23 protein-coding genes are annotated in these 24,233 nt (G+C 54.8%); 16 read left to right on the forward strand and 7 right to left on the reverse strand.

What is annotated here, in order from left to right:
* Positions 1-34 precede the first annotated feature (34 nt).
* Entirely contained in the window at positions 35-430 is a 396-nt protein-coding gene (locus VLX68_07430; GenBank protein ID HUI92061.1) for an MAPEG family protein, read from the forward strand.
* Positions 431-614: 184 nt separating this feature from the next.
* Here the strand turns inward: VLX68_07430 and VLX68_07435 are convergent, their stop codons facing one another.
* Both VLX68_07435 and VLX68_07440 read right to left on the reverse strand, forming a co-directional pair.
* The gene (locus VLX68_07435) at positions 615-2,615 is read right to left on the reverse strand and encodes a carboxypeptidase regulatory-like domain-containing protein (GenBank protein HUI92062.1); all 2,001 of its coding nucleotides are present in this window, start codon (positions 2,613-2,615) and stop codon (positions 615-617) included.
* A gap of 103 nt (positions 2,616-2,718) precedes the next feature.
* Complete coding sequence (locus VLX68_07440; protein HUI92063.1) at positions 2,719-4,386, reverse strand: carboxypeptidase regulatory-like domain-containing protein; 1,668 nt, start codon at positions 4,384-4,386, stop codon at positions 2,719-2,721.
* Positions 4,387-4,601: 215 nt separating this feature from the next.
* Here VLX68_07440 and VLX68_07445 point away from each other — a divergent pair, with 215 nt between their 5' ends.
* The 8 genes from VLX68_07445 (at position 4,602) to VLX68_07480 (ending at position 13,138) form a co-directional block, all read left to right on the forward strand.
* A complete protein-coding gene (locus VLX68_07445) occupies positions 4,602-4,796 on the forward strand; it encodes a hypothetical protein (GenBank protein HUI92064.1) in 195 nt (64 codons plus the stop codon).
* Positions 4,797-4,940: 144 nt separating this feature from the next.
* Positions 4,941-5,696: a hypothetical protein gene (locus VLX68_07450; protein HUI92065.1), complete on the forward strand. Its 756-nt coding sequence runs from the start codon at positions 4,941-4,943 to the stop codon at positions 5,694-5,696.
* 112 nt (positions 5,697-5,808) lie between these two features.
* A complete protein-coding gene (locus tag VLX68_07455) occupies positions 5,809-7,602 on the forward strand; it encodes an ABC transporter substrate-binding protein (protein HUI92066.1) in 1,794 nt (597 codons plus the stop codon).
* Positions 7,602-8,582, forward strand: coding sequence for an ABC transporter permease (locus VLX68_07460; protein HUI92067.1), 981 nt, complete (start codon positions 7,602-7,604; stop codon positions 8,580-8,582). The genes VLX68_07455 and VLX68_07460 overlap by 1 nt, the downstream gene beginning before the upstream one ends.
* Complete coding sequence (locus tag VLX68_07465; protein HUI92068.1) at positions 8,579-9,655, forward strand: ABC transporter permease; 1,077 nt, start codon at positions 8,579-8,581, stop codon at positions 9,653-9,655. The genes VLX68_07460 and VLX68_07465 overlap by 4 nt, the downstream gene beginning before the upstream one ends.
* A 465-nt stretch (positions 9,656-10,120) precedes the next feature.
* On the forward strand, positions 10,121-10,783 hold the full coding sequence (locus VLX68_07470) for a corrinoid protein (protein ID HUI92069.1): 663 nt from the start codon (positions 10,121-10,123) through the stop codon (positions 10,781-10,783).
* Between the two features lie 165 nt (positions 10,784-10,948).
* The gene (locus VLX68_07475) at positions 10,949-11,839 is read left to right on the forward strand and encodes a homocysteine S-methyltransferase family protein (protein HUI92070.1); all 891 of its coding nucleotides are present in this window, start codon (positions 10,949-10,951) and stop codon (positions 11,837-11,839) included.
* A gap of 336 nt (positions 11,840-12,175) precedes the next feature.
* Positions 12,176-13,138 (forward strand): hypothetical protein, encoded by a 963-nt coding sequence (locus VLX68_07480; protein HUI92071.1) that lies wholly within the window; start codon positions 12,176-12,178, stop codon positions 13,136-13,138.
* A gap of 17 nt (positions 13,139-13,155) precedes the next feature.
* Here the strand turns inward: VLX68_07480 and VLX68_07485 are convergent, their stop codons facing one another.
* The 3 genes from VLX68_07485 to lsrF form a co-directional block, all read right to left on the reverse strand.
* Positions 13,156-15,264, reverse strand: a complete 2,109-nt coding sequence (locus VLX68_07485) for a bifunctional aldolase/short-chain dehydrogenase (protein ID HUI92072.1) — start codon at positions 15,262-15,264, stop codon at positions 13,156-13,158.
* A 184-nt stretch (positions 15,265-15,448) separates the two neighbouring features.
* Entirely contained in the window at positions 15,449-16,123 is a 675-nt protein-coding gene (locus VLX68_07490; protein ID HUI92073.1) for a ribulose-phosphate 3-epimerase, read from the reverse strand.
* Between the two features lie 214 nt (positions 16,124-16,337).
* Positions 16,338-17,231: a 3-hydroxy-5-phosphonooxypentane-2,4-dione thiolase gene (gene lsrF / locus VLX68_07495; protein ID HUI92074.1), complete on the reverse strand. Its 894-nt coding sequence runs from the start codon at positions 17,229-17,231 to the stop codon at positions 16,338-16,340.
* A 201-nt stretch (positions 17,232-17,432) separates the two neighbouring features.
* Between lsrF and VLX68_07500 the strand changes: the two genes are divergently transcribed.
* The 7 genes from VLX68_07500 (at position 17,433) to VLX68_07530 (ending at position 22,156) form a co-directional block, all read left to right on the forward strand.
* Complete coding sequence (locus VLX68_07500; protein ID HUI92075.1) at positions 17,433-18,089, forward strand: hypothetical protein; 657 nt, start codon at positions 17,433-17,435, stop codon at positions 18,087-18,089.
* Positions 18,090-18,183: 94 nt separating this feature from the next.
* Positions 18,184-18,750, forward strand: coding sequence for a dihydrofolate reductase family protein (locus VLX68_07505; protein HUI92076.1), 567 nt, complete (start codon positions 18,184-18,186; stop codon positions 18,748-18,750).
* A gap of 150 nt (positions 18,751-18,900) precedes the next feature.
* Complete coding sequence (locus VLX68_07510; protein ID HUI92077.1) at positions 18,901-19,269, forward strand: hypothetical protein; 369 nt, start codon at positions 18,901-18,903, stop codon at positions 19,267-19,269.
* A 42-nt stretch (positions 19,270-19,311) separates the two neighbouring features.
* A complete protein-coding gene (locus VLX68_07515; GenBank protein HUI92078.1) occupies positions 19,312-19,770 on the forward strand; it encodes a hypothetical protein in 459 nt (152 codons plus the stop codon).
* A gap of 21 nt (positions 19,771-19,791) precedes the next feature.
* A complete protein-coding gene (locus VLX68_07520; protein HUI92079.1) occupies positions 19,792-21,144 on the forward strand; it encodes a radical SAM protein in 1,353 nt (450 codons plus the stop codon).
* A gap of 136 nt (positions 21,145-21,280) precedes the next feature.
* On the forward strand, positions 21,281-21,688 hold the full coding sequence (locus tag VLX68_07525) for a DUF3795 domain-containing protein (protein ID HUI92080.1): 408 nt from the start codon (positions 21,281-21,283) through the stop codon (positions 21,686-21,688).
* A gap of 39 nt (positions 21,689-21,727) precedes the next feature.
* Positions 21,728-22,156 carry a hypothetical protein gene (locus VLX68_07530; protein HUI92081.1) on the forward strand — a complete coding sequence of 143 codons (429 nt, stop codon included), beginning with the start codon at positions 21,728-21,730 and terminating at the stop codon, positions 22,154-22,156.
* 108 nt (positions 22,157-22,264) lie between these two features.
* Here the strand turns inward: VLX68_07530 and VLX68_07535 are convergent, their stop codons facing one another.
* Positions 22,265-23,059, reverse strand: coding sequence for a hypothetical protein (locus VLX68_07535; protein ID HUI92082.1), 795 nt, complete (start codon positions 23,057-23,059; stop codon positions 22,265-22,267).
* 247 nt (positions 23,060-23,306) lie between these two features.
* Positions 23,307-23,801 (reverse strand): hypothetical protein, encoded by a 495-nt coding sequence (locus tag VLX68_07540; protein HUI92083.1) that lies wholly within the window; start codon positions 23,799-23,801, stop codon positions 23,307-23,309.
* Positions 23,802-24,233 lie beyond the last annotated feature (432 nt).

A 24,233-nucleotide genomic window follows, 5' to 3' on the forward strand; every position in this document is an offset into this window, starting at 1 on the left:
ACCGCTTGCAAACATACCTGCGGGAAAGGCGATTATGACTATTGAACTTACTCTTCTTGTTTTAAGCGTTATTCTGGGAATAATTCATCTTATCATGGCATCACATTTTGCAAGCTTCCAATTCGGTTATAAATGGACCGCCGGCAATAGGGACAAAATCATGCCTCCATTGAATGGCATTGCCGGAAGAATGGAAAGAATTGCATCAAATTATTTGGAAACATTTCCATTTTTTGCATCTGTAATAATAATTGCACATCTGGCAGGACGTCACAACTCATTAATAATTTTAGGGGCATATTTTTATCTTTGTGGAAGAATCGCTTACGCAATCATATATGCGATTGGAATACCATTGTTGCGTTCCTTAATCTGGAACGTTGCGACAATTGGAATATTCTTGATAATTGTTGGAATATTTGTCAAATAAGATAAACTTTAAATTGTCCAAAGGCATTTTTTCAACGATGTTGGACGATGTCTTTTTGTTCTCTCCCATTTCCTCCAGCAGCATTACATTATAAAAAAAACCTTCACCCTTTCCTTATCGGAAAGAGTGAAGGTTAAAAAAACGCGGGCATTGGGGGGAACAGCCGCGTCTTTTTTTACATTCCCTATCGAACGGCGATCTTCTCGCGGATGACCTTGTTCCCCTGCTCCACCCTCAGGTACATGATCTGGTGCGACCATGTCCGCGGTATCATCAGCGACCCCGCGCCATTGTAAATCCGATCCCATACCATCTGGCCGTTGACGGAATAGATCGTCACATGGAGCGGCAGTTCCGCTTTTACGCCCGAAAGATAAAGGGCGTTGGCGAGGACCGTGACGCGCAACTCCGCCTGAGGACGGGCGGGCAGCGACGTCACACCTGAATTGGGCGCCAGGACGATGTCGACGGTCGTGGTGTCGTTTGCTATTGCTATGCCGGCCGAATCCTTGGTCACGTAACCCGCCTTTGTCACCGAGAGGGACGCCGCGGCATAGCCGGCGGGAATGCCGGTTATGCCGTAGGAGCCGTCCGCAGCGCATGTGTCAAGCAGCGCCAGGGTTGCGCCGCCGCCCGCGCGGGCGGTGAGCACCACGACGGCCGCGCCGATGCCTGCGCCCGAGGCGTTCTTTACCGTGCCTTTCACGGTCTTTGACGAACCGGTTGCCGCCTGGAGCGTGACGAAGATCGTGTCATCGGCGCCGGCGGCCACCTGCTGGCCGGTCCTGGTGGTGGTGTTGAAACCGGTTCTTGAAACGGTGATGTCATAGGGTCCCGCGATGACCATTGAGAAAACCGTCCAGCCGTCAACCGCGGTCGTAGCGTTGTAGGTCTGGCCAGGCGCGACTCCCCCGGCCCGTTGAATGAGGGTTACCGATGCGCCGGTAATCGCGCTGTTGGCATTGTCACGCACCATCACATGCAGCGTGCCCTTTGGAACCGGCGCCATGGCCACGACGACCGTCGCGGTGTCCGGATTTGCCGTCAGGTTGACCGCCCGGTTGAGCGGCGTGACGTAGGTGAGGTAGTCTCCCCTGCTCACCACGAGCGAATAGGTTCCGATGTCGAGGCCCGAAAAGGCAAACGAGCCGTTTGCCGCGGTCGTTGATGAATCAATCCGCACCCAAGCAAGGCCGGGCTGCTGCTTGCGGAGGACCACCTGCGCGCCCTGGATCGCGGCAAGCGAGCCGCTGTCGATGACGGTGCCCTTGATGATGCACGCGGGCACCACCACTGCGGCGAGCCTGAAGTTCTCGATGCGGGTCACCGCCGAATCGACCCTGAACAGGTTCGCCGAAGATGCGGTCACGTAGGTTGCGGCCGAAGCGGTGAGCCGGTAGCCCGCCTCGGCGGGAACGCCGGCGATGGTGTAGACGCCTGATGCATTTGTCAATACCGAATCGATCGAAACGGTCGTCACCACGCCGCCTACGGTGGTGGTTCTCGTGAGCAGCACCGTGGCGCCGGCAATGGCGACAGTCGTGTCAACCGCGGTAATCTTGCCGGTGAGCGTGCCCACACTGCTCCCGACAGGCGTGAGCTGGACATTTGCCAAGACCGAATCCGCCGTCCGCAGGTCGAGCGGGGCCGGCGACAGGTAATCCAGGTATCCGGTCTTTGTCACGGCCAGGTCGTACCTTCCCGAGGCGAGGGAATCAAAAAGATATTTGCCGTCGTTCGCGGACGCCTCCGTGTCAAGGGCGGTGGAGGCGAGCCCCGCGCGCAGAAGCAGAACGATCTGCGCGCCCGCAACGGCGTTCGCGCCGCCGACCTCGGTGACGGTGCCGAGAATTCGCTTGACGCCCGCGCCGGTGGCCGCGGGAGTAAGGAGGACGTTGACGGTGTCCACGCTCTGCAGGCCGGTCAGGAACTGGCGGTTCGTCACATATCCGGTCGCGGCCACGGCGAGCTGACCGGTGGTCTGCTCGATGGCGGGAAGCTCGTAGGTTCCGCCGGCGACCGTCGTGTCAAGATACTGGTTTACGCCGGCGGTAAATGTTACCACCGCCCCGACGACCGGCGCGTTGCTCGCGGCGCTCGTCACAATGCCGCGGAGTGTGAGCGCGTGGGACGAAAACGCCATTACCAGGGCGCACAGCCAGAGCAGACCTGTTTTTTTGACCATAGCTTCACTCCCAAGTGCCGAAGTAGAAAAATCCCTTCATTAATAATAAGAGGCCCCCCTTGACAAGGGGGACCTCTTGTTTACAAGGACAAATAAACCCGCCTTACGGCATCACCACCTGTTTGTTATACACCGTACTCTTCTGCGTAACGTTCACCAGGTACATGCCGCTCGTGATGGTTTTCGGCAGCACAACCATGGTCGTGTTCGCGGTGATTCCGGTGCGGTAAACAAGCTTGCCGCTGATGGAGAGCAGGGATACCGTTCCCGCCTCGCTGAAATTGGCAAGATGCAGCATCCCGGCCGCCAGCATGATCTGCGGCACGCGGGACTTCGCACTTGACAAAAGCGTCGTGACGCCAACACCCGGGACCATGAGGAAGTCCTCGGTCAGAGGAGTCGCAGCCACCGTCACGGTTTTCACCTTGGTCCCGTAATTGGCTTTGTTCACGGTCATCGTATAGGTGCCGGCCGGAATATCGGTCAGCGTATACGTGCCGTTTGCCGCCACAACGGCGGTGTCGACAACAGTCCCGCCCAGGCCGCCCGACAGGATCTTCACCACCGCTCCGCCAAGGGGTTGACCGGTTGTGGAATCGGCCACTTGCCCGGAAATGGTAACGCCGGGAAGCGAGGCGAGCAGGAAGCTCTGGGTAACAGGGGCTGCGGCAACCGTTATTGCCACCGTTTTTGCAGTATGACCAGTGGCTGTGGCTTCCAGCCTGTAGTTGCCTGGCTGTACGCTGTCAATAGTATATGAACCGTTTGATCCAGCCACCGCCGAATCGAGGATCGTTCCACCGCCAGCACCAGCTGCAGTGCGCAAATAAACAATGGCACCTGCAAGCGGCGTTCCGCGGATGGAATCATCCACCAAGCCGGAAACCGTGACGCCGGCAGGCAGACCGACAAGCATGAAATCTTCGGTAACAGCGGTGTTGGCAACCGCAACGCCGTTAACCGTCTTTGAGGTGTGTCCCGCAGCTGTCGCAATTACTGAATAAGTGCCGGGCTGTACGCTGTCGAGGGAATAAGAACCGTTGGTTCCAACAACCGCAGAGTCAATTATTGTCCCACCAATTATGCCGCCAGTCCTGAGATAAACTTTGCCGCCCGCAAGAGGGGTTCCGGAAACCGAATCTTTTACACTACCGGAAATCGCGACGCCGGCAGGCAGGCCGACAAGCAGGAAATCCTGGGTGATGTCCACGGCAGCAACAACAGTCCGAACTGTCTTGGCAGTATGGCCCGCAGCGCTGGCGACCAAGTTATAAGTGCCGGCCTGGACATGGGTGAGAGAATACTGGCCGTTAGTACCCACTATCACCGAATCAACCGTCGTGGCGCCGCCGCCGATCGTACGAAGGCGGACAAGCGCGCCGGCAAGCGGGTCACCGCTCACCGAATCCTTGACAGCACCGGAAATGGTGATGCCCGGCGGCAGGGGAACGAGGTTTATGTTTCTCGTCACAGTCCCATTGGCCGTCACCACAATATTTGCTCCGGCGTATGGGGTGAACCCATCCAGTGTTGCCGTTGGGGCGTAAACCCCGGCAGGAACATTCGCAATCGAATAATCGCCCGTGGCAAGGGTCGTGTCTGAATACGAAGCGCCGCCGCCGAAGGCGGGTGTGAGCGTCACAATGACGCCGGCCAGAGGCTTGTTGTTCGGGGCAGTGCCCGAGTCAACAACACCCGTAACCGTTCCCGCGTTAACCGTGAATATCGTTGCCGCGAGAATTGAAAAAACCAAACTGATTTTACGTACCATCTGTACTCCTCCTTTGTTAAACATTCATTCTGTTTTCTGGTCAATTGAAAAATAAAAAAAGGTAATATATGCCCAGTCCCCTCCTTTCCATTATAAAAATCTTGATGGAATTGATTAAATGTTAGACACCCGCAAATCTTTTAATCAAATTGTAATTACCGGTTAATATCCGCACAAAGGGTATCGGATACAGTTATAATAAGGCAGCAAACAATGTGCTGAAAATTTATCTTGATGAAATTCAAGAGATTATTAATGAGGATATGCCATCGGTAATTTTTGTTTTTGTGGTTGATACACCCCGGTTTTATCATGCTTTTTTGGGCATTTTTCTTACTAACTTAAAATTCAATGAATTACAAGGAAATTTTTCTTTTGAGGTTTCGCCGCCACAAGTTTTGACCATTTAAGCGGATAAAGAAAGCTCAAGAATCAATAAAATCACGGTTGATTCATTTCCCAGACAAAACGCTTGTTTTCCATTTTATATTTTCTTTTTCATGAGCATTAGAGCGCGAATCATTAATGACTCTCCGCATTCCGCGGCCTTTAACATGGCCGCCGACCTGCATTTGCTTGCGACATGCGAAAACGGGCGGGCGGTTCTTGTCCGCATTTACACGTGGGAAAACCCTTCAATCACCCTCGGCATTGCGGAAAAACCCGATGGGACGCTTGACATGGCCGCGCTGGAAAAGCACGGCACCGAATGGATCCGCAGGCCCACGGGCGGCAGGAGCGTACTCCACGATCATGATGTCACCTATTCCTGCATTTTTTCAAGCGGAATTCCCGGCACGGGCGCGACGCTCATGGAAACCTACCGGATCATTTCGGGCTGCCTGATCGCAGGGCTCAAGTATGCGGGCATCGATTGCTCCAGCCACAACTCATCGTACGGCGGCCCGTCAAAAAGCGGCGTAAAACTCCCTTGCTTTCTCTCGCCCAACCGCCATGAAATAATGGTCAACGGAAAGAAGCTTGTCGGGTCGGCGCAGAAAAGGACGGCGCATGCGGTGCTCCAGCACGGCTCGATTCCCCTCTCGCCCGCTTTCAGGGGCCTCCCGGATTTTCTGCTCATTGACGAAAAAGAACGCGAGGCGCAGAAAAAGCTGCTCGTTCAGAAGTGCACCTGTATCAGTGAAATAGTGCCGGAAATAAAGGAACAAGAACTGCGGGAATGCCTGGTAAAGGGTTTTCGCGAAGCGTTGCCGGGCAAATCCGTTCTGTCAAACTGGACAAATGATGAAATTGGGGCAATCACGAGAATTGCAAAAAGCGATGAGTTCATCAACAAATGGCAGAAATGAGGGTTGGTACTTGAAGGAAAAAGGGAATTGAGAGAAAAATATTTAGGTGTCCGCCACCCCTTTTTCTATATATTTTTCTTTCCTGTTATTTTTTACTTCTCCGGAGAGATTCATGAAACATCTGATCGCCGCCATCCTATGCGCATTGCTTTTTATTGTTTCTCTGCAATGCTCAAAGTCCAAGCAGCCGGTGGGCCAACTCGAGGCCGTCGATTACGCCGCAATCCAGAAAAAAGCCGAAGCGTTTGTGCCGGCCATCGGCAAGACCGGCGGGGAAATAATCCTGTCGTCCTTTTCCGACCCGAAATCCTTTAACCCGATAACTTCCATCGAAACCACGACGAGCGAATTCACCGGATACCTGTATGAGGGCCTCATCCACATCAACACCGTGACGCTCAGGCCCGAGCCCGGCCTCGCACAATCGTGGGACGTTTCGAAGGACGGCCTCACCTGGGTGTTCCATCTCAGGCCCGGCGTTGTCTGGTCGGACAACGCACCGTTCACCGCTGCCGACGTCGAGTTCACGTTCAACAGCCTCGTGCTCAACGATTCCGTCAACCCGAATTCGTCGCGCGACATGTTCGTGATCGACGGGAAAAAGCCGGTGGTGAAAGCGCTTGACAGCATGACCGTGCAGTTCACGCTGCCGACGCCGTTCGCGCCGTTCCTCCGTGCCATGGCGCAAGAGATCTTGCCCAAGCATAAGTATCAGAAATACCTGAAAAACGGGAGTGGAAACTTCTCGAATTCGCTCGGCATACAGACCCCGCCCGATTCAATGGTCAGTACGGGGCCGTTTCTCGTGGAATCGTTCATCTCCCAGCAGAAAATCACTTACAGGCGCAACCCGCTGTATTGGCGGAAAGATTCGGCGGGAAACCGTCTGCCCTATCTGTCGCGTATCGCGTACATGATCGTACTCGACCAGAACGCGGAGCTGCTGCGGTTCAAGCGCGGCGAGATCGACTACCTGCACGCGAACGGCGAGGACTTCCCGGGCCTCAAGAGGGACGAGGCGCGGGGCAACTACACGGTGTACCGGCTCGGCCCGTCCTCGGGCAGCTATTTCGTGTTCTTCAACCAGAACACGGGCCGCGATCCCAAGACCGGAAAATTATATGTTGATTCGGTAAAGCTGTCGTGGTTCCGCAATGTCAAATTTCGCAAGGCCGTCGCCTATGCGTTTGACAAGGAAAGCATGATCCGCATCGTGATGAACGGCCTGGGCTACCCCCAATGGGGCCCCATGAGCCCGTCGGAAGGTTATTTTTACAACCCGGACGTCGCCACCTACCCTTACGATCTTGCAAAAGCAAAGGCGACGCTCGCCGAGGCAGGGTTTACGGATAAGAATAACGACAGCATCGTCGAAGACCCGTCGGGGCACCCCGTTGATTTCTCTTTTGTCACCAACAGCGGCAACCCCGTCCGCCAGAAGCTCTCGGAGATCATCCGCAAGGACTTCGAGCGCCTCGGATTCAGGGTGCATTTTCAGCTCATTGAGTTCAACAGCCTCATCCAGCGCATCGACAACCCGCCGTACGAATGGGACGCCATCATGCTCGGCCTCACCGGCGGCGTTGAGCCGCATATGGGAAAGAACGTGTGGCACACCACGGGCTCGCTGCACATGTGGTTCCCGCGCCAGAAAACGCCCTCGACGCCGTGGGAGGCGCGTATCGACTCCATCTTCGACGCGGCGGTGAAGGAGCTTGACGAAAGCAAACGCAAGGCGCTCTACGACGAATGGCAGCGCATCGCGGCCGACCAACTTCCGCTCATCTATACCGCGCTGCCCGAGCAGATCTTCTGCCTCGCGAACAAGTTCGGCAACATCAACCCCTGTCCCAACGGCGGCGTCCTCCACAACATCGAGTGGATCTACCGCCTGCCGGTGAAGTGATGCGCGACGACCTCATCAGACGTACGCTCATTTTGCTCCCGCAGCTGCTCGTCGTGACGTTCATAACTTTCCTTTTTATCAACCTCGCGCCGGGCGACATCCTCGCCAAATACCGGTTCGACCCGCGCATCTCGCCCGAGTCGGTGAAGAAGATCGAGCAGAAATACCATTTCGACAAGCCCGCCGTGGTGCAATACGGCTACTGGCTCGGCCGGCTTTGCCACCTCGACCTCGGCTACTCGTTCTCGCGCGAGGCAAACGTCACCACCGTGATCGCGGAGCGCGTGGGCAACACCCTGCTCATGTCGTCGATGGCGATCATCTTCACCTGGCTCATCGCGCTGCCGCTCGGCATCTACGCGGCGGTCAAGCAGTATTCGTGGGGCGACCGGATCCTTTCCTTCATCTCCTATTTCGGCATGTCGCTGCCCGGTTTTTTTTTCGCGCTCATCCTCATGTTCTGCATCTATTCGCTCAGCAACATCCCGTTCTTCGCCGCGCTTCCCATCGGGGGCATGGTGTCGCCCAACCACGAATCGCTTCCCTGGTTCGCCAAGATCGGCGACGTGGCGCTCCACCTCATTTTGCCCGTGCTCGTGCTCACCGTGACCGCGCTCGCAGGGCTGCAGAGGATCGCGCGCGGCAACATGCTCGAGGAACTGCGCAAGCAGTATGTGATCACGGCGCGGGCCAAGGGGCTTCCCGAAAACCAGGTGATTTACAAACACGCATTGCGCAACGCCATCAACCCGCTCATCACCCTGTTCGGCTATTCGTTCTCCGAACTCCTGTCGGGCGCGGCGATCCTCGAGATCGTGATCAACTGGCCGGGCCTGGGAAGCCTCATTTACCAGGCGGTGCGCGCGCAGGACACCTTTCTCGTGATGGGCAGCATGCTCATGGGCGGCGTCATGCTCATCGTGGGCAACCTCATCGCCGACCTTTTGCTCGTGGTCGCGGACCCGAGGGTGCGCTCATGAACCTGTTCAGGAACCAGCGCGAACTGAGAAAGCTCTCCCGGCACCCGCTCGCCATCGCCGGGTTCGCCGTGCTCGCCGTGTTCTACTTTGTCATGCTGCTGGCGGAGTTCATCGCGCCCTACGGGTACGACAGCGGCGACCGAGAGCTTTCGTACGTGCCGCCGAGCAGGGTGCATTTTATTTACAAGGGGCATTTCTCTTTGCGGCCATTCATCTATCCGTATTCCTATACCTTCAACGCCTATGCCGAGCGCGCGTACGTGGAAGACAGCGCAACCCCCTATTACCTTTCGCTGTTCGCAAAGGGCGACAAGGTGAAGCTGTGGGGGTTCATTCCCCTCAGCCGCCACCTCTACGGCGTGCAGGGAATGCCGCAAAAATGCCGTTACTACTGCCTTGGCGGCGACGGCGTGGGCCGCGACCTTTTTTCGCGCATCGTGTACGGTTCGCGCGTGTCGCTCACCATTGGTTTTTTCGGCGTGGCGATCACGTTTTTGCTCGGGTTCCTCGTGGGCGGCATCTCGGGCTATTACGGCGGCATGGTCGACAGCGTGCTCATGCGGTTCGCCGAGTGCTTCATGCTCGTGCCCGGGTTCTTTCTCATGCTCGCGCTGCGCAGCGCGTTCCCGGTGAAGCTCTCGTCCACCGCCGTGTACCTTCTCATCGTGGTGATCATGAGCTTCATCGAATGGGCGGGGTTCGCGCGCATCATCCGCGGCATGGCCCTCTCCATCAGCAAACAGGACTTTGTCAAGGCGGCCAAGGCCCTCGGCGCGTCGGACCTGCGCATCATCACGCGCCACGTGCTGCCGCAGACGCTCAGCTATGCCATCGTGGCGCTCACCCTCACCATCCCGGCGTACATCCTCGGCGAGTCCACGCTCAGCTTCATCGGCCTCGGCATCCAGGACCCGCAGGCAAGCTGGGGCAACCTGCTCTCCGCCGCCATGAACGTGTCGGACATACAGTACCATCCGTGGATTCTGATTCCGGGGATTTTTATATTCTTGTCGGTGATGGCGTTTAATTTTGTGGGTGACGGATTGCGGGATGCTTTGGATCCAAATAAATGATAATAAAAATTATTCGGGGGAGAAGTATCTCCCCCGGCCTCGGCCTCCTCGCCGCGCTACGCGCGTCTGCGGGGTCCTCGGCACTCCCCTCTCCTGGGTGCGGCCGGGTACCGACAGTGGCAAGCTTCACACATCCGCTGGGCGCACCCACGGACGGCGGCTGAATTGGAATTGTGTACTGCCGAGTTAATTGTTTGATGATTGCCGGTGGTTATAAGATAATGGAGCGATTATAATTGTATCCGTTTGGTACTGATTCCAGCACTTATTACATTTCAAAAAGAGGGGGAGGTTTCTTGCGCCAGGGGCGACTGGAGGGTGCGCCAAAGCGCATTGCCGGCCGACCCCGCCGATAGGCATCGGGGCGGACCGGCAACGAGGCCGAATGGCCGAGCCCGTAAGGAGAACCGTTGCCGACTGGCAGGCGCCATGAATTTATAGTAAATTAATATTACAGGAGGATTGATGCCAGACATACTTTCCCAAATAGCAACGTGCGTGGAAAAAGGGAAAATCAGCGCGGCCGCGCCGTTTCCGCCCGACATGAAGGGCAAGGACGGGGCCGACGAGCTCACCGGGCTCGCCTTGACACAAGGGATTCCTCCCCAGGAGGTTCTGTCGAAAGGGCTCGTGCCGGGCATGTACAACGTGGGCGAGAAGTTCAGGCTCAACAAGGTGTTCATTCCCGACGTGCTCATGGCGGCCAAGGCCATGTACGCGGGCATGAAGCACCTCAAGCCGTATTTCCTGTCGGGCGCAGTGAAGCGCAGGGGCACGTTCGTGATCGGCACCGCAGCGGGGGACCTGCACGACATCGGCAAGAACCTCGTGGCCATGATCGTGGAGGGCGGCGGCTGGGAGGTGGTGGACCTCGGCGTGGACGTGTCCATTGACAAATTCGTAAAGGCCGCGGGCGAGCACCCGGGCTGCAGCGTGGGCATTTCCACCCTGCTCACCACCACCATGATGAACATGGAAAAAACGACCAGGGAACTCAAGGAAAAATTCCCCGGCATCAGGGTGATCGTGGGCGGCGCACCGCTCACCAGGGAGTTCGCGGACAAAATCGGCGCGGCATATTCCGCCGATCCCCAGGGAGCGGTTGATTTCTTGAATTCGGGAAAATAAAACAAGATGGCCACAGAGGCACAGAGACACTGAGATTAATAATGTTTTAATGGTAACCTTCACAAATGTTTAATTGATGTTGAAGCAATAAGCATTCCCTATCAAACTCTCATTTTGCCTTCTCTGTGCCTCCGTGTCTCTGTGGCTAAATCTTTTGAGGAAACCATGAAAACAATCGTCGAAACCGTCAAATCCGGTTCCATCCTCGTCTCCGACGGCGCATGGGGCACCTTTCTCCACAAGAAAGGGCTCGAGCCGGGCCAGTGCCCCGAGCTTTGGTGCATCACCCGGAAAAACGACGTGCTTGACATTGCGAAAAGCTACGCGGGCGCGGGCGCCGACATGATCGAATCGAACAGCTTCGGCGCCAACCGGTTCAAGCTCATTCATTACGGCCTCGAGGCACGCGCAAGGGAAATGAACCGCGCCGCTGCCGCGATCTCGCGCGAGGCAGCCGGTCCAAACCGGCACGTGATCGCGTCCGTCGGCCCCACGGGCAAGATCCTCATGATGGGCGACGTCACGGAAGAAGAAATCTACGGCGCGTTCAAGGAGCAGGCAGTTGCACTCGAGGAGGGCGGCGCCGACGCGTGCTGCATCGAGACCATGACCGCGCTCGACGAGGCGTGCATCGCGGTGAAGGCGGCCCGGGAGAACACGAGGCTCGAGGTCATCTGCACGTTCACATTCGACAAGACCGTCGACAACACCTTTCGCACCATGATGGGCGTGTCGCCCGCCGAAATGGCGGCCGCGCTTGTCAAGGCCGGCGCGCACGTCATCGGCACGAACTGCGGCAACGGCATGGAGCGGATGGTCGAGATCGTGCGGGAAATCCGCGCTGCCGACAAGGCCACGCCCGTGCTCGTGCACGCGAACGCCGGGCTGCCGCAGGCCAAGGACGGCCAGATCGTGTATCCCGAAACGCCGGAGATGATGGCGGGACTGGTGCCCGCGATTGTTTCCGCCGGCGCGAATATCGTCGGCGGGTGTTGCGGGACGACGCCGGAGCATATAGCGAAAATTGTAGCGGCTGTAAAATCGATTAGAAAATAATAATGCGGTCTCGGCCATAGGCCTCGGGCCGCCACGGCACTATTTGCAGAGACGCACTGCCGTGCGTCTCTGCAAAAGGCGGGTCCGGGCGGCATCGTGTTCCAGCACGACCTCCAGTCCGGCCTAACGCGAAAACCAAAGATTTCAATTGTGTTTTGTTTCTTCCCCATCAGCGCCGACTCCGAGGACGGTAGGCCATTCCGAACGGGCATACCCATTTATACCTCAGAATTCCAGGTTTTCCGCTAGAAAACACTTTTATCATCTATCGGTTTAAATATTATGAATTTTATTATATATTACTTTTAGCAGGCCTAAAACATGGAGAAATGCAATATGAAAAATAAAGTCATGGCATTTACAGTACTTTTTCTATTTTCCATGAATGCGAATGCGGAGATAGCGGTTGGCGATACTTTTGTACTTTGGGCCGGTTTTGGTAATTTTTTAGGCATGAGCGGTGGCTACATCGAGGGGACCGAAGTGCTCGATTCCTCCCTGGTAAAAGGAGATACCTCGGTCTACTTCTTCTCCTGCATTAAAACGACAGCATACCAGTTCTGGGAAGGCACGCCGCAAAGACTACCTGGATTATCGATGCAGTCTAAAATGACAATCCTGAACAAGACCCCGTCCACTATTGCAAGCAGTTCCGTCCGATTCAGGAATGCAACCTGGATAATTGGAGAAAAATCAGATTTCCTTTTTTATCCCGCGCTTAAAAATGCCTCTCCCTACTGGTCAATCCCGATCAACACAACGGATTCCGCGTTTCTTCCTAGTGATTATTACACAGTCAGGGTATCCGACACAACCGGCATAAAATGGTGCCGTGATCCCAGCGACGATCATTTGTTTAATGGAAAATTCCTTCAATTCAATGACCGGTTTGACACCATCGGAAAATATGACCCGGATTCCTTGAAGTATTCCAGTTTCAATGGCCCCCCGTCGTGGCGTGCAATCGGCGGGTATATGAGCGGCGACATCAATCCCTTTCATGTGTTGTATGTTGCAACATCGAGCACCATTCCCCCCTTACAAGCTGATTCCTTGACAATTGAGCAAGGCCTTTATAGCAACCAGATTACATATTATAGGCCCAAACAAACCGTAGGAGCCGTTATTCCCCCACCTGCGAAGAGTCCCGTTTATAATTGGAAGGTTGTCGGCCTGTATGATGTGCTTGGAAGGGAAATGCGTGGTTTTTCGCAACCAAAATCTTCAAACATCTTTATTATCAAAAAAACAGCTGCAATTAATTCAACGATGAAATACGAATTGAAATTTAAAAATTAGCACATTGAATTAAACTTTTATCTCGGCGTCGCATCCGGCAGCCCACCGTCAACAGGAATAGTCGCACCTGTCGTCGGGGTCTGGTGGGTGACAAAGAACAAAACCGCGTTCGCCACATGCCGGGCGGTGACCTTCGCCTTGAGCAGGTTCCGCTGGCGGTAATACTCTTCCAATCCCTTTTCGTCAAGCCCGCGCGCCTTCATGCGGTCGGGCCCCACCTGCTGCCACAGCCCGGACTTGGTCGCCCCGTGCGAAAACACGGCGTCGGGCGACACCATGTTCACGCGCACGCCCATCTCCGCGAATTCGAGACTCGCGATGCGGCCGAGCTGATGCGCGGCCGCCTTGGTGGCGCTGTATGCGCCGAACTTCGCGCCGGGCGCGAAAACGTTCTTGGTCGACACGAGCACAATATCGCCGCCCGTGTTTTGCGCCCTGAAGAGTCGGCCCGCCTCGGCGAGCAGGTTGAGCGTGCCGTCAATGTTGACGCGCTCGAGCCTGCGGAACGCCTCAACGTCCATTTCGACGAGCGGCGACACATGGGCAAGCCCGGCGTTTACGATCACGATATCAAGGCCGCCAAATACTTTTATTGCCGTTTCGAAGGCAGACGCGACCGAAGAGGAGTCGGTCACGTCGAGCGGGGCATGTGCGACGCGGTTTCCATGGGTTGCTTTAAGGGCCTTCGCCATCGCGTCGAGACGATCGCCCGCGAGGTCGGTGACCATGAGACTGCACCCCAGCTCAAGCAGCGCCTCGCAGATGCCCGAGCCTATCGCCCCCGCCGCGCCCGTGACCAGCGCCGCGGCGCCGCCAAGCGGCGCGTTTCCGCTTTTCATTTTCGCCACCTGGAAGCCGCGGAACTCCATTTCGAACAGATGGCTTTCCGCAAGCGCCTTGTAGGTGCCTCCGGTTTCAAAAATGTTGCGCTTGACAAACAGCGCCTGCTCGGTGATGTCTGCTACCGCAACGGCCCTTTTCGGGTTTTTAGCGGCGCACACGGCGCCGAGCCCGGGAATAAACACCACGCGCGGCAAGGCATCGAATCCTGGGGACGCGGTTTGGATTTTTGTTGACGAATATTTTTTGATACGCGACGCATACATTTCGGAAAACGAGGCGACGGCCTCGGCACATTGCCGTCTGAACGCGTTGCCATCACTAAAGTTTGGGTTGTCAATCCACAACGGATATGATTTTGTCCGTACGCAATAGTCCGGCGTGAGGGGCGCGGTGCAGAAAAGCTCTTTTGCACCATTGGCGCCCAGAAGGCCAAGCACTTCCTCGGAAATGAGCGGCGCAAGCGATATCTTGTCATGAGGATTGTCGGGATCGCCCGAATCCGGCGACAACAGGCCGCGCAGCATGGGCGCGACCGCGGCGTACCGCTTCCAGGCGGTCTCGACCGGCGTGTCGTTGACAACAGGCAGTTCGCGGCTGCGCGATTTTTTAAGATACGCCTCTGCCCGGCTCACCAGCTCTATGGTGTCGTCGTAGGCCTGCTTCGGCCCCGCGCCCCAGGTTATGAGCCCGTGATGCATCACCACGACGGCGCGCGCATCTTTTTTCTTTTGTACGGTGTCGGACACGGCGCGGCCGAGCGCGAGCCCGGCGTCGGCATAGGGCAGCACCGCGACGTTTTTACCGAGCGCCTCGGAAACCGTCTTCTCCCCGCCTTCCCTATTGCACAGCGCGAGTACGGCGGCCGGGTGCGTATGGATGATGCAGGGCTTGTCGAGAAACGCATGCATGAGCGTCTCCACCGACGCGGTGGCGTCCGATTGCTGGAGCAGGTGCGTTCGGAATTCATTTGCCATGCCTGAATCGCTTATTGACCGAAGCTGCCTGAACTTCTTGACGTATGCGAGATCGAGGCACACGAAACCCGACGGGCCTATCGAATCGAGCGCAAGGCCCGAGGCTTTGACAAACAGCGCGGCCGAGCCGCCCGCCATGGTCTTCACCGTTGCTTTTATGGAGGTGTTGCCGCCGCCGTGCAGGGCAAGCCCGGGCTCGCTTCCCACCAGCCGCGTTGCGTACGCCAGCAAGGCAACGGAGTTGCCGGCGGTCGCGCCATGTTTTGACACGAATTCCTTGGCGTTTTTTTCAGACCATTTGTTCTTCATGTATGATCCTATTGTTCAAATAAAATCACCACAGGGACACGGAGAGCACAGAGAAAAAACAGAGTTGAAAGTTGAAGGTTAAAAGTTGAAAGTCACAGCACACGCAAAACACATTTAACTTTCAGCTTCCAACTTTAAACTATCTGCATTCTCTGTGTCCTCCGCGTCTCTGTGGCGGACTGTTTTATTTTATCGCATCAGTCATCATCCTGATGTTTTGCGCCACATTCCTGTCCTCAAACACGGCGCTGCCGGTCACCACGATGTCCGGCTCCATCTTCGCCACCTCGTTGATGTTCTCCTTTGTCACCCCCCCGTCGATACACAGGAATATATCCCTGCCGCTCTCCTCGATGAGCTCCCACAGCTTCGCCGCGCGGGCCGCGGTGTCGGGATACAGGGTCTGGCCCGGATACCCCGGGTTGATGCCGAGCAACGTCACCACGTCGGCGTCCTCGAGCAGCGGCTTCACGTCGCACAGCGCCGTGCCGGGATTCACGGCCACGCCGGCGGCGATGCCGCGCTGCGCGTCGTTGATGTTCTTGAGCGTGCCGATGAACTGCAGGCACGCGCGCACGTGCACGCACGACTCCACGTGAACCGAGATGATGTCGGCCCCGGCCGACGCGTACTGCTTGATGGAATCGAAGGGGTCTTCGACCATCAGGTGCACGTCCTTGAGCATCTTGGTCTTCACCGCCTTGACAAACGCGGGCCCGACGGTGAGCTGCGGGACAAAATGCCCGTCCATCACGTCGAAATGGAGCATGCCCGCGCCGCTGTTCTCCAAAAGCGCGATGTCGTCCGCAAGGGACATGAGGTCGGCGCTCAGGACCCCAATGCTCAGCCTTCCGCTCATACTGTTGCTCCTTACGGGTCTTCCCGTCTATTCGTCATGTTCCAATAAAAATCTGCCACAGAGACACAGAGAACACGGAGAAAAATTACCCATAGTTGGAAGTTAAAGGTTGAAAGTTATAGGTTAGGAGCAAAGAAAAAAAACACCTTCAACTTTCAACTTCAAACATTAACCTTACATGTCTTCTCTGTGCCTCCGTGTCTCTACGGCTATCTCATTTTTCCTTCTGCTTCCGCAAATTCGCGTGCGCCAGGTACAGCTCGAACGCCTGCTCGGGCTTCATGTGCTCGTGCACCACCTTGCGCACGGCCTTGATCATTGCCACGGGCGCCTCGGACTGGAAGATGTTGCGGCCCATGTCGACCCCGGAGGCGCCCTGCTGGATCGCCTCGTACGCCATCTTGAGCGCGTCGAGCTCGGGCAGCTTCTTGCCGCCCGCGATCACGATGGGCACCGGGCAGGCCGAGGTGACCGTCTCGAAGTCCGGCACGAAATACGTCTTGACAAACGCGGCACCCAGCTCCGCGCACATGCGCGTGGCGAGCCGTATATACTTGGCGTCGCGCACCATGTCCTTGCCCACCGCGGTCACGCCGAGCACCGGCATGCCCACCTTGTTGCCCGCGTCCACCAGGCTGGTGAGGTTGGTCACCGACTGCGTCTCGTGCTCCCCGCCCACGAACACCTGCGTCGCCACCGCGCACGCATTCACGCGAAGGGCGTCGTCCATGTCCATGGCGATATGCTCGTTCGAAAGTTCCTTGAGGATGCTCGGCCCGCCGCTGGCGCGCAGCACCGTTGCCTTATTGAGCGACGGCGGGATCACGGAGCGCAGAATCCCGCGCGTGAGCATGAGTGCGTCCGCAAACGGCGCAAGCGGCAGTATCGTGATGTCGGGCCGCTCAAGGCCCGTGGTGGGACCCTGGAAATACCCGTGGTCGAACGCGAGCATCACGGTCTTTCCCGACTCGGCGTTGAAGATCCTGGCAAGCCTGTTCTTCATGCCCCAGTCGTAGCTGTTGGAGCCTTTTAGAAAGAAAAGCTCGCTCTTCTGCGGCACATCGGTGTAAAAGTTTTTTTCGACTTTTGAGGTGTCTGCTTCGGGCATGTGGGACTCCTTGTATTGGATGTTTTTCGTGGGTATTTGGCTGGAAAGGAAAATAATTAATAGGATAGATGCGGGATGGGAATTAATAGACGTATAATTTGCAATTCTAAAAAATAAAAATATAAATCCGGGCGTTCCGCCGCTCCGCGGCGGCGGCCCTCCTTCCGGGCTAGGCTATTCGCCTCGTTCCCGGACCGCCCGATGCCGCTTCGCGGTGGGGTCGGCCGGCAATGCGCTCCAGCGCACCCTACAGTCCGGCCTAACGCGAAGAGCAAATCTAAGGAATTCTGGCGGGGGTTGGAGTTGCGTTTGGGGAGAGGGATATTTAGTTTCTTGGTGTTATCGCAAGAACAGACCTATTCCGATGATGCGAAGAGCCTGTTGAAAAATGAAAGGCCGAAATTGATTAAATATCTCGTTACCGTATTACTCATCGTCGTGGTTTTAGTCGTGCTTCTTCTGACAATGAATCATTCTCATCCTATCAACATGAATGCAATTAACGTTGTAATGAACAGCCTCTTTATTGTTACAGCTCTTGCTGGCATCGTACTCTCGGTAGTTGCATATGGGCGGAAAAAGAACCTTGCATTGTTAACCATCTGTACAGTATTCGTACTTGAACTCGTTCTTGTTTACGGCAATTATGCTGTGACCAAGCATCTGCTTACAGTTAATCAATTGGAGATGCAAGGCACCGCTTACGCTGGATACAGTTCGGACACTACAGTGAATGCTCGATTTGTTCAAGAAAAGAGGGTCGGCGGCTATCGGTTTAAAATCCCCCTTGGCAATATCCTTTTGCTGCTTGCTGTTTGGCAGTTAGGATGGGATAGAAAGAATAACAATTCTCCGTGACCTCCTTTAAAAAATGTTTAATTCTTCGGGACGAACCATTTTTTGTCGTGCAATTCCAACGCGGCAGTTTAATTGAAGTTAAAGGATAACAAACATGGCAAAACTCCTCGTCTTCAACAACATTTCCCTCGACGGCTTCTTCACCGACGCGAACAGCGACATGAGCTTCGCGCACAATGACGTGCCTGATCCCGAGTGGGACGCGTTTGTGCAGGGCAATGCTGCCGGCGGCGGTACGCTTTTGTTCGGAAGAAAAACCTACGAAATGATGGCTGGATTCTGGACCTCGCCGCTCGCGAAAAAAAACATGCCTGTTGTGGCGGAACAGATGAACAGGCATTCCAAGGTGGTGTTTTCAAAAACGCTTGAAAAGGCGTCATGGAACAACACGCGGCTGGTGAAAACCGGCATGATCGCCGAAGTCCGGAACATGAAAAAGGAGCCCGGACCCGGCCTGGCCATTCTCGGGAGCGGCAGCATCGTTGCGCAGCTGGCGCAGGAGGGGTTGATTGACGAATACCAATTCGTGGTGAACCCCGTGGTGATCGGCAGGGGAAGGACGATGTTTGAGGGAGTGAAGGAAAAAATTTCGCTCAAACTGACAAAGACCCGGGCTTTTAGAAATGGCAACGTCTTCCTATGTCATGAGCAAATCAACTGAGAAATAAACCGGTTTTTTCTTCTCGCCGCACAACCGTTCTTATACGTCCTGTCAAGGAACATTAAAACATTCGTTGCCATTTTTTCGTGAGTATGGCATAATCAATGAGCGGGTTGACAACTCATAAAACCGGTAAAAAGAGAACCGCCGATGCCGTTTTCCATTTCATACGATCCTAATGACGGGATTGTCTGCGTGCAGATTTCCGGCGATGCCACGCATGAGGCCTACTGCGGTTTTCGCGACGAGGCGCTGCGGATGTACCGCGAAAAATCATGTTCATGCCTCCTTGTTGACCTGAGAAACCTGGTCACCTCGAAGAGCTCGATACTCACCTGCTTTGATTTCGGGCAATCTTTCGCGCATGTTTTGCCGCACCTCCGGATCGCCCATGTGCTGCCGGAGGACGAAAAATCCAGGAACGACGTGGTTTTCACCTCAACGGTGGGCGCGAACCGGGGGCTGATATCAAAGGAATTCATGACGGTTGAAGAGGCGAAGCAATGGCAGATGGAGTGACTGCGCGAATAACTATACCTGATATTTTCTTAGGTTTCTCCTATGTCCTTTTGGATCCACAAAACCGATAAAAATGGTAAAGGGTATTATTATCTCTCTTCAGCGCATCTTGTTCTTGGCTTGCCGGTACCAATAATTATTGTTGGAATAATGGTCTCCTTCGTACTTCCGAAATTCCTAGACTCTCACAGAATTGTTTTAGCAAAAGTTCAAGCGGAGAAAATGGGGCTTACGGTCTTGACTGATAATAGTAAAATCAACACGGATCAGAAGCAGATAATCGGCAATCTGCGGGGATATATTTCAGAAAATCATCTTGATCCAAAATATTTTTACATTGATATAAAACAAATCAATCCGAAAAACAATTCTTTTGATTTGTGGCACATCAGCGCATTTTTTCCGGAAAACCGGGGCATGAAGGGAAATCCTGGCGGGTTGTGCCGGACATTATATACTGATTCATCAGGGCATATCATAAATCAATTACTTTGGAAATAATGAGCGAATTTTTTCGTGACCATGCCTACCCTTCTCCTCATCACCGCATCCTCCCCCGAAATCCGACGCATCAGAAAGCCGCGCGTGCTCAATTTCCAGCAGATCACCATGCCCTATCTTGCCGCGCGGGTGCCCGGTCATTGGCGGGTTTTTCACGTTGACGAAGAAGCGGAAAAAATCGATTGGAACGCGAAGCCCGACGTGGTCGGCATCACCTTTCACACGCCGAGCGCGTATCATGCGTACGAGATCGCCGCGCATTTCAGGTCGCGTGGCGCGTGCGTGGCGCTGGGCGGCCCGCACGTGACGCTCGTGCCCGAAGAGGCGCAGCAGCATGGCGATGTGATTTTCATCGGCGAGGCCGAAGGCCTGTGGGAGAAATTCCTGAGGGAGTATGAAGCCGGGGTTTGCTCTCGCGTTTATCAACAGACAGCCGCGCCGCCGCTCGAAAACATTCCCATGGCCCGCAAGGGATTGTTCCACCGGCGCGATCGCACAAGCGGCGTTCTCTTTGCCACGCGCGGCTGCCCGCATTGCTGCGATTTCTGCACCGTTGCCGTGATGTACTGTCACGGGCTGCGCAGAAGGCCCGTTGCCGAGGTCGCGGCCGAATACGGTTCGTTCAAGGGCAAGGTGATTATTTTCTGGGACGACAACATCGCCGGCGACATGGCATACGCCAAGGAACTGTTCGCCGCCATTGCTCCCCATAAAAAATGGTGGAGCAGCCAGGCGGCCGTTCAGGCGGGAAAAGACGAGGGTTTTCTGGAGGCGGCCAAAGCCAGCGGGTGCAGGCAGTTGTTTCTGGGGCTGGAGTCCATTTCCCAGCCGAGCATGAGCGGGGTGAACAAGGGGTTCAACCGCGTGGAGGAATACGCGGAGATCATCGGGCGCATTCATGCGCACGGCATCGCAGTGCAGGCCGGGATCGTTTTCGGGTTTGACAACGACACGCCCGAGATATTCCGCGACACGCTTGACTTTCTAGAAAAGACCGGCGTGCAGAACGCGACGTTCAACATTTTGACGCCGTTCCCGGGCACGCCGCTTTTCAGCAGGCTCGAGGCGCAAGGCCGCATCGTGACGCGCGACTGGCGGAAGTACAACAGCCGCAATGATGTGGTCTTTTTGCCAAAGCTTATGAGCGCGGCCGAACTGTCGGCCGGTTTCCGATATGCAAACGAACGGTTTTATTCACCCGCCTGCATTGTCAAACGGGCGCTGCGCTCGCCCGTTCAGGCATGGTGGACAATGCCGCTGAATATGGCGTACCGGCATCGATGGAGGAAGATGGCACACTATGCCGGTCAAACGTCCGGAACGGTCCCGGTCGCCTTTCCTACTCCAGCTCCAAGCATTTTAACAAGCAAATGAAACAACGGCCTCGTCGATTTTTTCCGCCTCATGTTTGAGATATTGTTGATAATACCGGATATATTTTTAATAATTCCCGTTCGGATTATGAACCGGTTTTTTCCAAACCTCTTGACAGCACCATGAGGGAAAAATCATGGCCACTATCGGCGTTTGCGGCGACAATTGCGACGTATGCCCCCGGTACCATGCCACTAAATCCGGCAAGATTGAGGATTTGGAAAAAATAAAGTCATTATACGTCCGACTCGGCATGCGCAAGGAATCCTCCCTTGCTGCCGAACTGGCCTGCAACAGCTGTTCGCCGGAAAAGCCGTGTGCTTATCCTGATTTGTTGCAGTGCGCAAATTCCAAGAGGATGAAAAATTGCGGATTTTGCTGCGAATATCCATGCGGAAAGATAAACGCCGTTTTCGCGAAAACCGATTCATGGCTGGATGCAATACAGGGTAGCTGCACAGAAGAAGAATTTCAGATGCTGGCAAAGGCGTTCGGTAAGAAGAAATGTTATCTGGACGAAATTCATAAAGAAAAACATTCCTGACCTATCCCATCATTTTATAACCGCGATTGGATCAAATTCATGAAAAATTTCTTTGCCGTCATCCCTAGTGTTCTTTACCTCATCGTCGGCGTCATTTCATTGACCATGGCGCAAAAATCCCTGTTTGCAATAAATTTCCTGCCTTTTCATGAACATGCCGCCGGCGGGTCATTCAACGCGCTGAGCAAAGGACTGCAACAAGTCATCCTCGCCTTAATGGAAACAACGGGCCTCGGCTTCTTGATTGCCGGCATATTATTGATCCTCTCTCCGCTCCTATTCATATTCAAGGCCGGTACATTGGTAAAAATCGAAATTCCTTCCCTGTGCGCGCTGTATTCCCTTGGATTGTGTCTGACCAACCTTCGCTTTCACCGGAATACCGGCGCGGACACACCGTGGAAAGGCTCGCTGATTGCGGCGGTGCTGATTATCGTCGGCATTGTGCTGTCAAGCTTTTCATTTTAAACGGCTGGATCTCGGGTGAAAGCCGGGCACTTCCTTAATCAAACCTGAAAAGCAAAAAAAAGTCCTACCGGAATCCGGCAGGACCTAAAAAGCCAAGCACAATCCATTTTACATTTCCGGGGCGAAATCATCGCTCCCGCCGTCGATGAACGGCAACGGCCGGGGCGGCACTTGCGCGAATTCATAATAGATGGTCAGGACATCGGCGGTATGATACATGCCCGCGTCATAATGAAACTCAACATCGACCACGTTGTTGTTCTCCCGGTTGCCCATGCCCGTGCCGGCCCTGCTGGATTTTTCCTGCCTTGACTCGTCCGCCGCAGCCGATCGTGCCGCCGAAGGCGCGCCTGCGAGGAACTTGTCCTTTTTGCACTCCTCTTCCCTTTGGGCAAACGGTGTGGGCGGGCGGAGGACCGCGTCGAGCTCGGCGCGGTTCCAGAAATAGGCGACACCGATAACGCCGAGGTTCCGGATGTAATTCTTATTGTCGCGGCTTCCTTTCCAGTCCGCATAGGAATTGCCTTGGTCGGTAAAAATGAACCGCCGCAAAGACCCGCGGTCAGTCTGCCATCCGCGGAGGGTGAGCGACGAATTCGCGTCAATCATCCATTTCTGCGCTTTTTCCGGCGTGGTCCGCTTGCCGTCTATGGTATTGAGGCCGTCAATGGTCACCGCCACCGCCACCCTGACCGGAAGCGGGTTATTGATGACTATTGAATATTCCGATCCCGGCTGCACCTGCAGCCAGGGCCTGCCGTTCTTTCTGACTTCCGGGAAACTTCCGTAATCGTTTGCGATGACCCGGGATTCGAAGTTGTAACCCTGAAAACGGGTGGTCGCCGCATCGGCGGAAGAAAGGAGTGCGGCGCAGATCCCGCAGAGAACTAGGCGCTTGAACATAGAACCTCCTTGAAAAAGTGATTGGTTGTTTTCATTGCCCTTATACCGTTTTGGACAGAGCAGAACGGAAAAAGTTCCATGAAATTGAAACGGAGGGATTTTGAGGAAAATCCAAGAAGGTCGAACATACTTGGATGAGGCCGGAATGAAGATATTTTTTAATTAAGGAGAAAAAGATCTCAATCGGCAAACTGCGGTCAAGGTATATGCTAGGACAAACGCGCTTGATGGTCGCTTTTTTCCAACACTATTTATGCGACGCAATAAACTTCGCGAGTATATCCTGAGAGGTTCCTGCGCCGATGTCGAACCATTTGCGGGAGAAATTCGTAATCGATTTCTTAAATTTTGTCCCCTTTGCATCGGCCCAATACACCACCCGCATCACAGGCCTTGATTTAGTGAGCGGGACGTTGAATTCGTACTGGAGCTCGCAGACCAGGCACTTCTTTTTGTAGGTGTTCACATTATCGAAATAGGCGATGAGGCATTTGTAGGTCCCCCGGGGGGTCGTGACGATGCTGTTCTTGACATATGCGCATAACGGGTTCTTGTCGGCGGCTTCGGTGCCGCCCTTGAGCGCACCGTCGGTTTTTGTCCACACGCTCTCCGGGAATACCACCGCCGCCACCTTGGCCTCCACCTCGAGAAACACGGAGGATTTCGGGCAGCGCTCCGACGAGCACTGGCCAAAAACGCAATTCGCCATCACAACAAGCAAAACGGCGGCAAGTTTTTTCATAACATCCCCTTGCAAAACGATTTTGCCGCCCAGCCGGTCAATTTCCGGCGTGGAAGGCTGCACTATGGTAAAATAAAGCATGTCTTTGTTTCTGTCAACTTTGACAAATCGAACTATCCGTTATTGGTTTCCGGGCAGGACACGTGCATTTCAATGTTGGCCGCTACCATCCGGGCAGATAATAAAATTAAGCGCCATGGAAGAACCGTTGAAATCCCGGCAATAGTAAGAACTCCATTACTAATTATCACATTTTATCACAATTCGGATTTATCAATTATGAGAACATTTCTCATCCTTGAGAAGTTTTCCAGCTGGTGCAAATCCCCAATATCTTTATTTTTAAATTGTTTAAGAGATTTTCGCTTTATCGAATTCTCCTCGCTTTTTAATGCATGACATGAATGGTATGGCAGTTGCTGATTCCAATAT

Source organism: Chitinivibrionales bacterium, assembly GCA_035516255.1.
Classification (GTDB): domain Bacteria; phylum Fibrobacterota; class Chitinivibrionia; order Chitinivibrionales; family FEN-1185; genus FEN-1185.

What these genes read in the sequence shown, in the direction of transcription:
- VLX68_07470 (HUI92069.1), top strand. Translation starts at nt 10,121, where the DNA reads ATGCCAGACATACTTTCCCAAATAGCAACGTGCGTGGAAAAAGGGAAA.
- VLX68_07465 (HUI92068.1), top strand. Translation starts at nt 8,579, where the DNA reads ATGAACCTGTTCAGGAACCAGCGCGAACTGAGAAAGCTCTCCCGGCAC.
- lsrF (HUI92074.1), bottom strand. Translation starts at nt 17,231, where the DNA reads ATGCCCGAAGCAGACACCTCAAAAGTCGAAAAAAACTTTTACACCGAT.
- VLX68_07505 (HUI92076.1), top strand. Translation starts at nt 18,184, where the DNA reads ATGGCAAAACTCCTCGTCTTCAACAACATTTCCCTCGACGGCTTCTTC.
- VLX68_07455 (HUI92066.1), top strand. Translation starts at nt 5,809, where the DNA reads ATGAAACATCTGATCGCCGCCATCCTATGCGCATTGCTTTTTATTGTT.
- VLX68_07535 (HUI92082.1), bottom strand. Translation starts at nt 23,059, where the DNA reads ATGTTCAAGCGCCTAGTTCTCTGCGGGATCTGCGCCGCACTCCTTTCT.
- VLX68_07530 (HUI92081.1), top strand. Translation starts at nt 21,728, where the DNA reads ATGAAAAATTTCTTTGCCGTCATCCCTAGTGTTCTTTACCTCATCGTC.
- VLX68_07485 (HUI92072.1), bottom strand. Translation starts at nt 15,264, where the DNA reads ATGAAGAACAAATGGTCTGAAAAAAACGCCAAGGAATTCGTGTCAAAA.
- VLX68_07515 (HUI92078.1), top strand. Translation starts at nt 19,312, where the DNA reads ATGTCCTTTTGGATCCACAAAACCGATAAAAATGGTAAAGGGTATTAT.
- VLX68_07435 (HUI92062.1), bottom strand. Translation starts at nt 2,615, where the DNA reads ATGGTCAAAAAAACAGGTCTGCTCTGGCTGTGCGCCCTGGTAATGGCG.
- VLX68_07520 (HUI92079.1), top strand. Translation starts at nt 19,792, where the DNA reads ATGCCTACCCTTCTCCTCATCACCGCATCCTCCCCCGAAATCCGACGC.
- VLX68_07480 (HUI92071.1), top strand. Translation starts at nt 12,176, where the DNA reads ATGAAAAATAAAGTCATGGCATTTACAGTACTTTTTCTATTTTCCATG.
- VLX68_07500 (HUI92075.1), top strand. Translation starts at nt 17,433, where the DNA reads ATGCCGCTTCGCGGTGGGGTCGGCCGGCAATGCGCTCCAGCGCACCCT.
- VLX68_07440 (HUI92063.1), bottom strand. Translation starts at nt 4,386, where the DNA reads ATGGTACGTAAAATCAGTTTGGTTTTTTCAATTCTCGCGGCAACGATA.
- VLX68_07450 (HUI92065.1), top strand. Translation starts at nt 4,941, where the DNA reads ATGGCCGCCGACCTGCATTTGCTTGCGACATGCGAAAACGGGCGGGCG.
- VLX68_07460 (HUI92067.1), top strand. Translation starts at nt 7,602, where the DNA reads ATGCGCGACGACCTCATCAGACGTACGCTCATTTTGCTCCCGCAGCTG.
- VLX68_07525 (HUI92080.1), top strand. Translation starts at nt 21,281, where the DNA reads ATGGCCACTATCGGCGTTTGCGGCGACAATTGCGACGTATGCCCCCGG.
- VLX68_07540 (HUI92083.1), bottom strand. Translation starts at nt 23,801, where the DNA reads ATGAAAAAACTTGCCGCCGTTTTGCTTGTTGTGATGGCGAATTGCGTT.
- VLX68_07475 (HUI92070.1), top strand. Translation starts at nt 10,949, where the DNA reads ATGAAAACAATCGTCGAAACCGTCAAATCCGGTTCCATCCTCGTCTCC.
- VLX68_07490 (HUI92073.1), bottom strand. Translation starts at nt 16,123, where the DNA reads ATGAGCGGAAGGCTGAGCATTGGGGTCCTGAGCGCCGACCTCATGTCC.
- VLX68_07430 (HUI92061.1), top strand. Translation starts at nt 35, where the DNA reads ATGACTATTGAACTTACTCTTCTTGTTTTAAGCGTTATTCTGGGAATA.
- VLX68_07510 (HUI92077.1), top strand. Translation starts at nt 18,901, where the DNA reads ATGCCGTTTTCCATTTCATACGATCCTAATGACGGGATTGTCTGCGTG.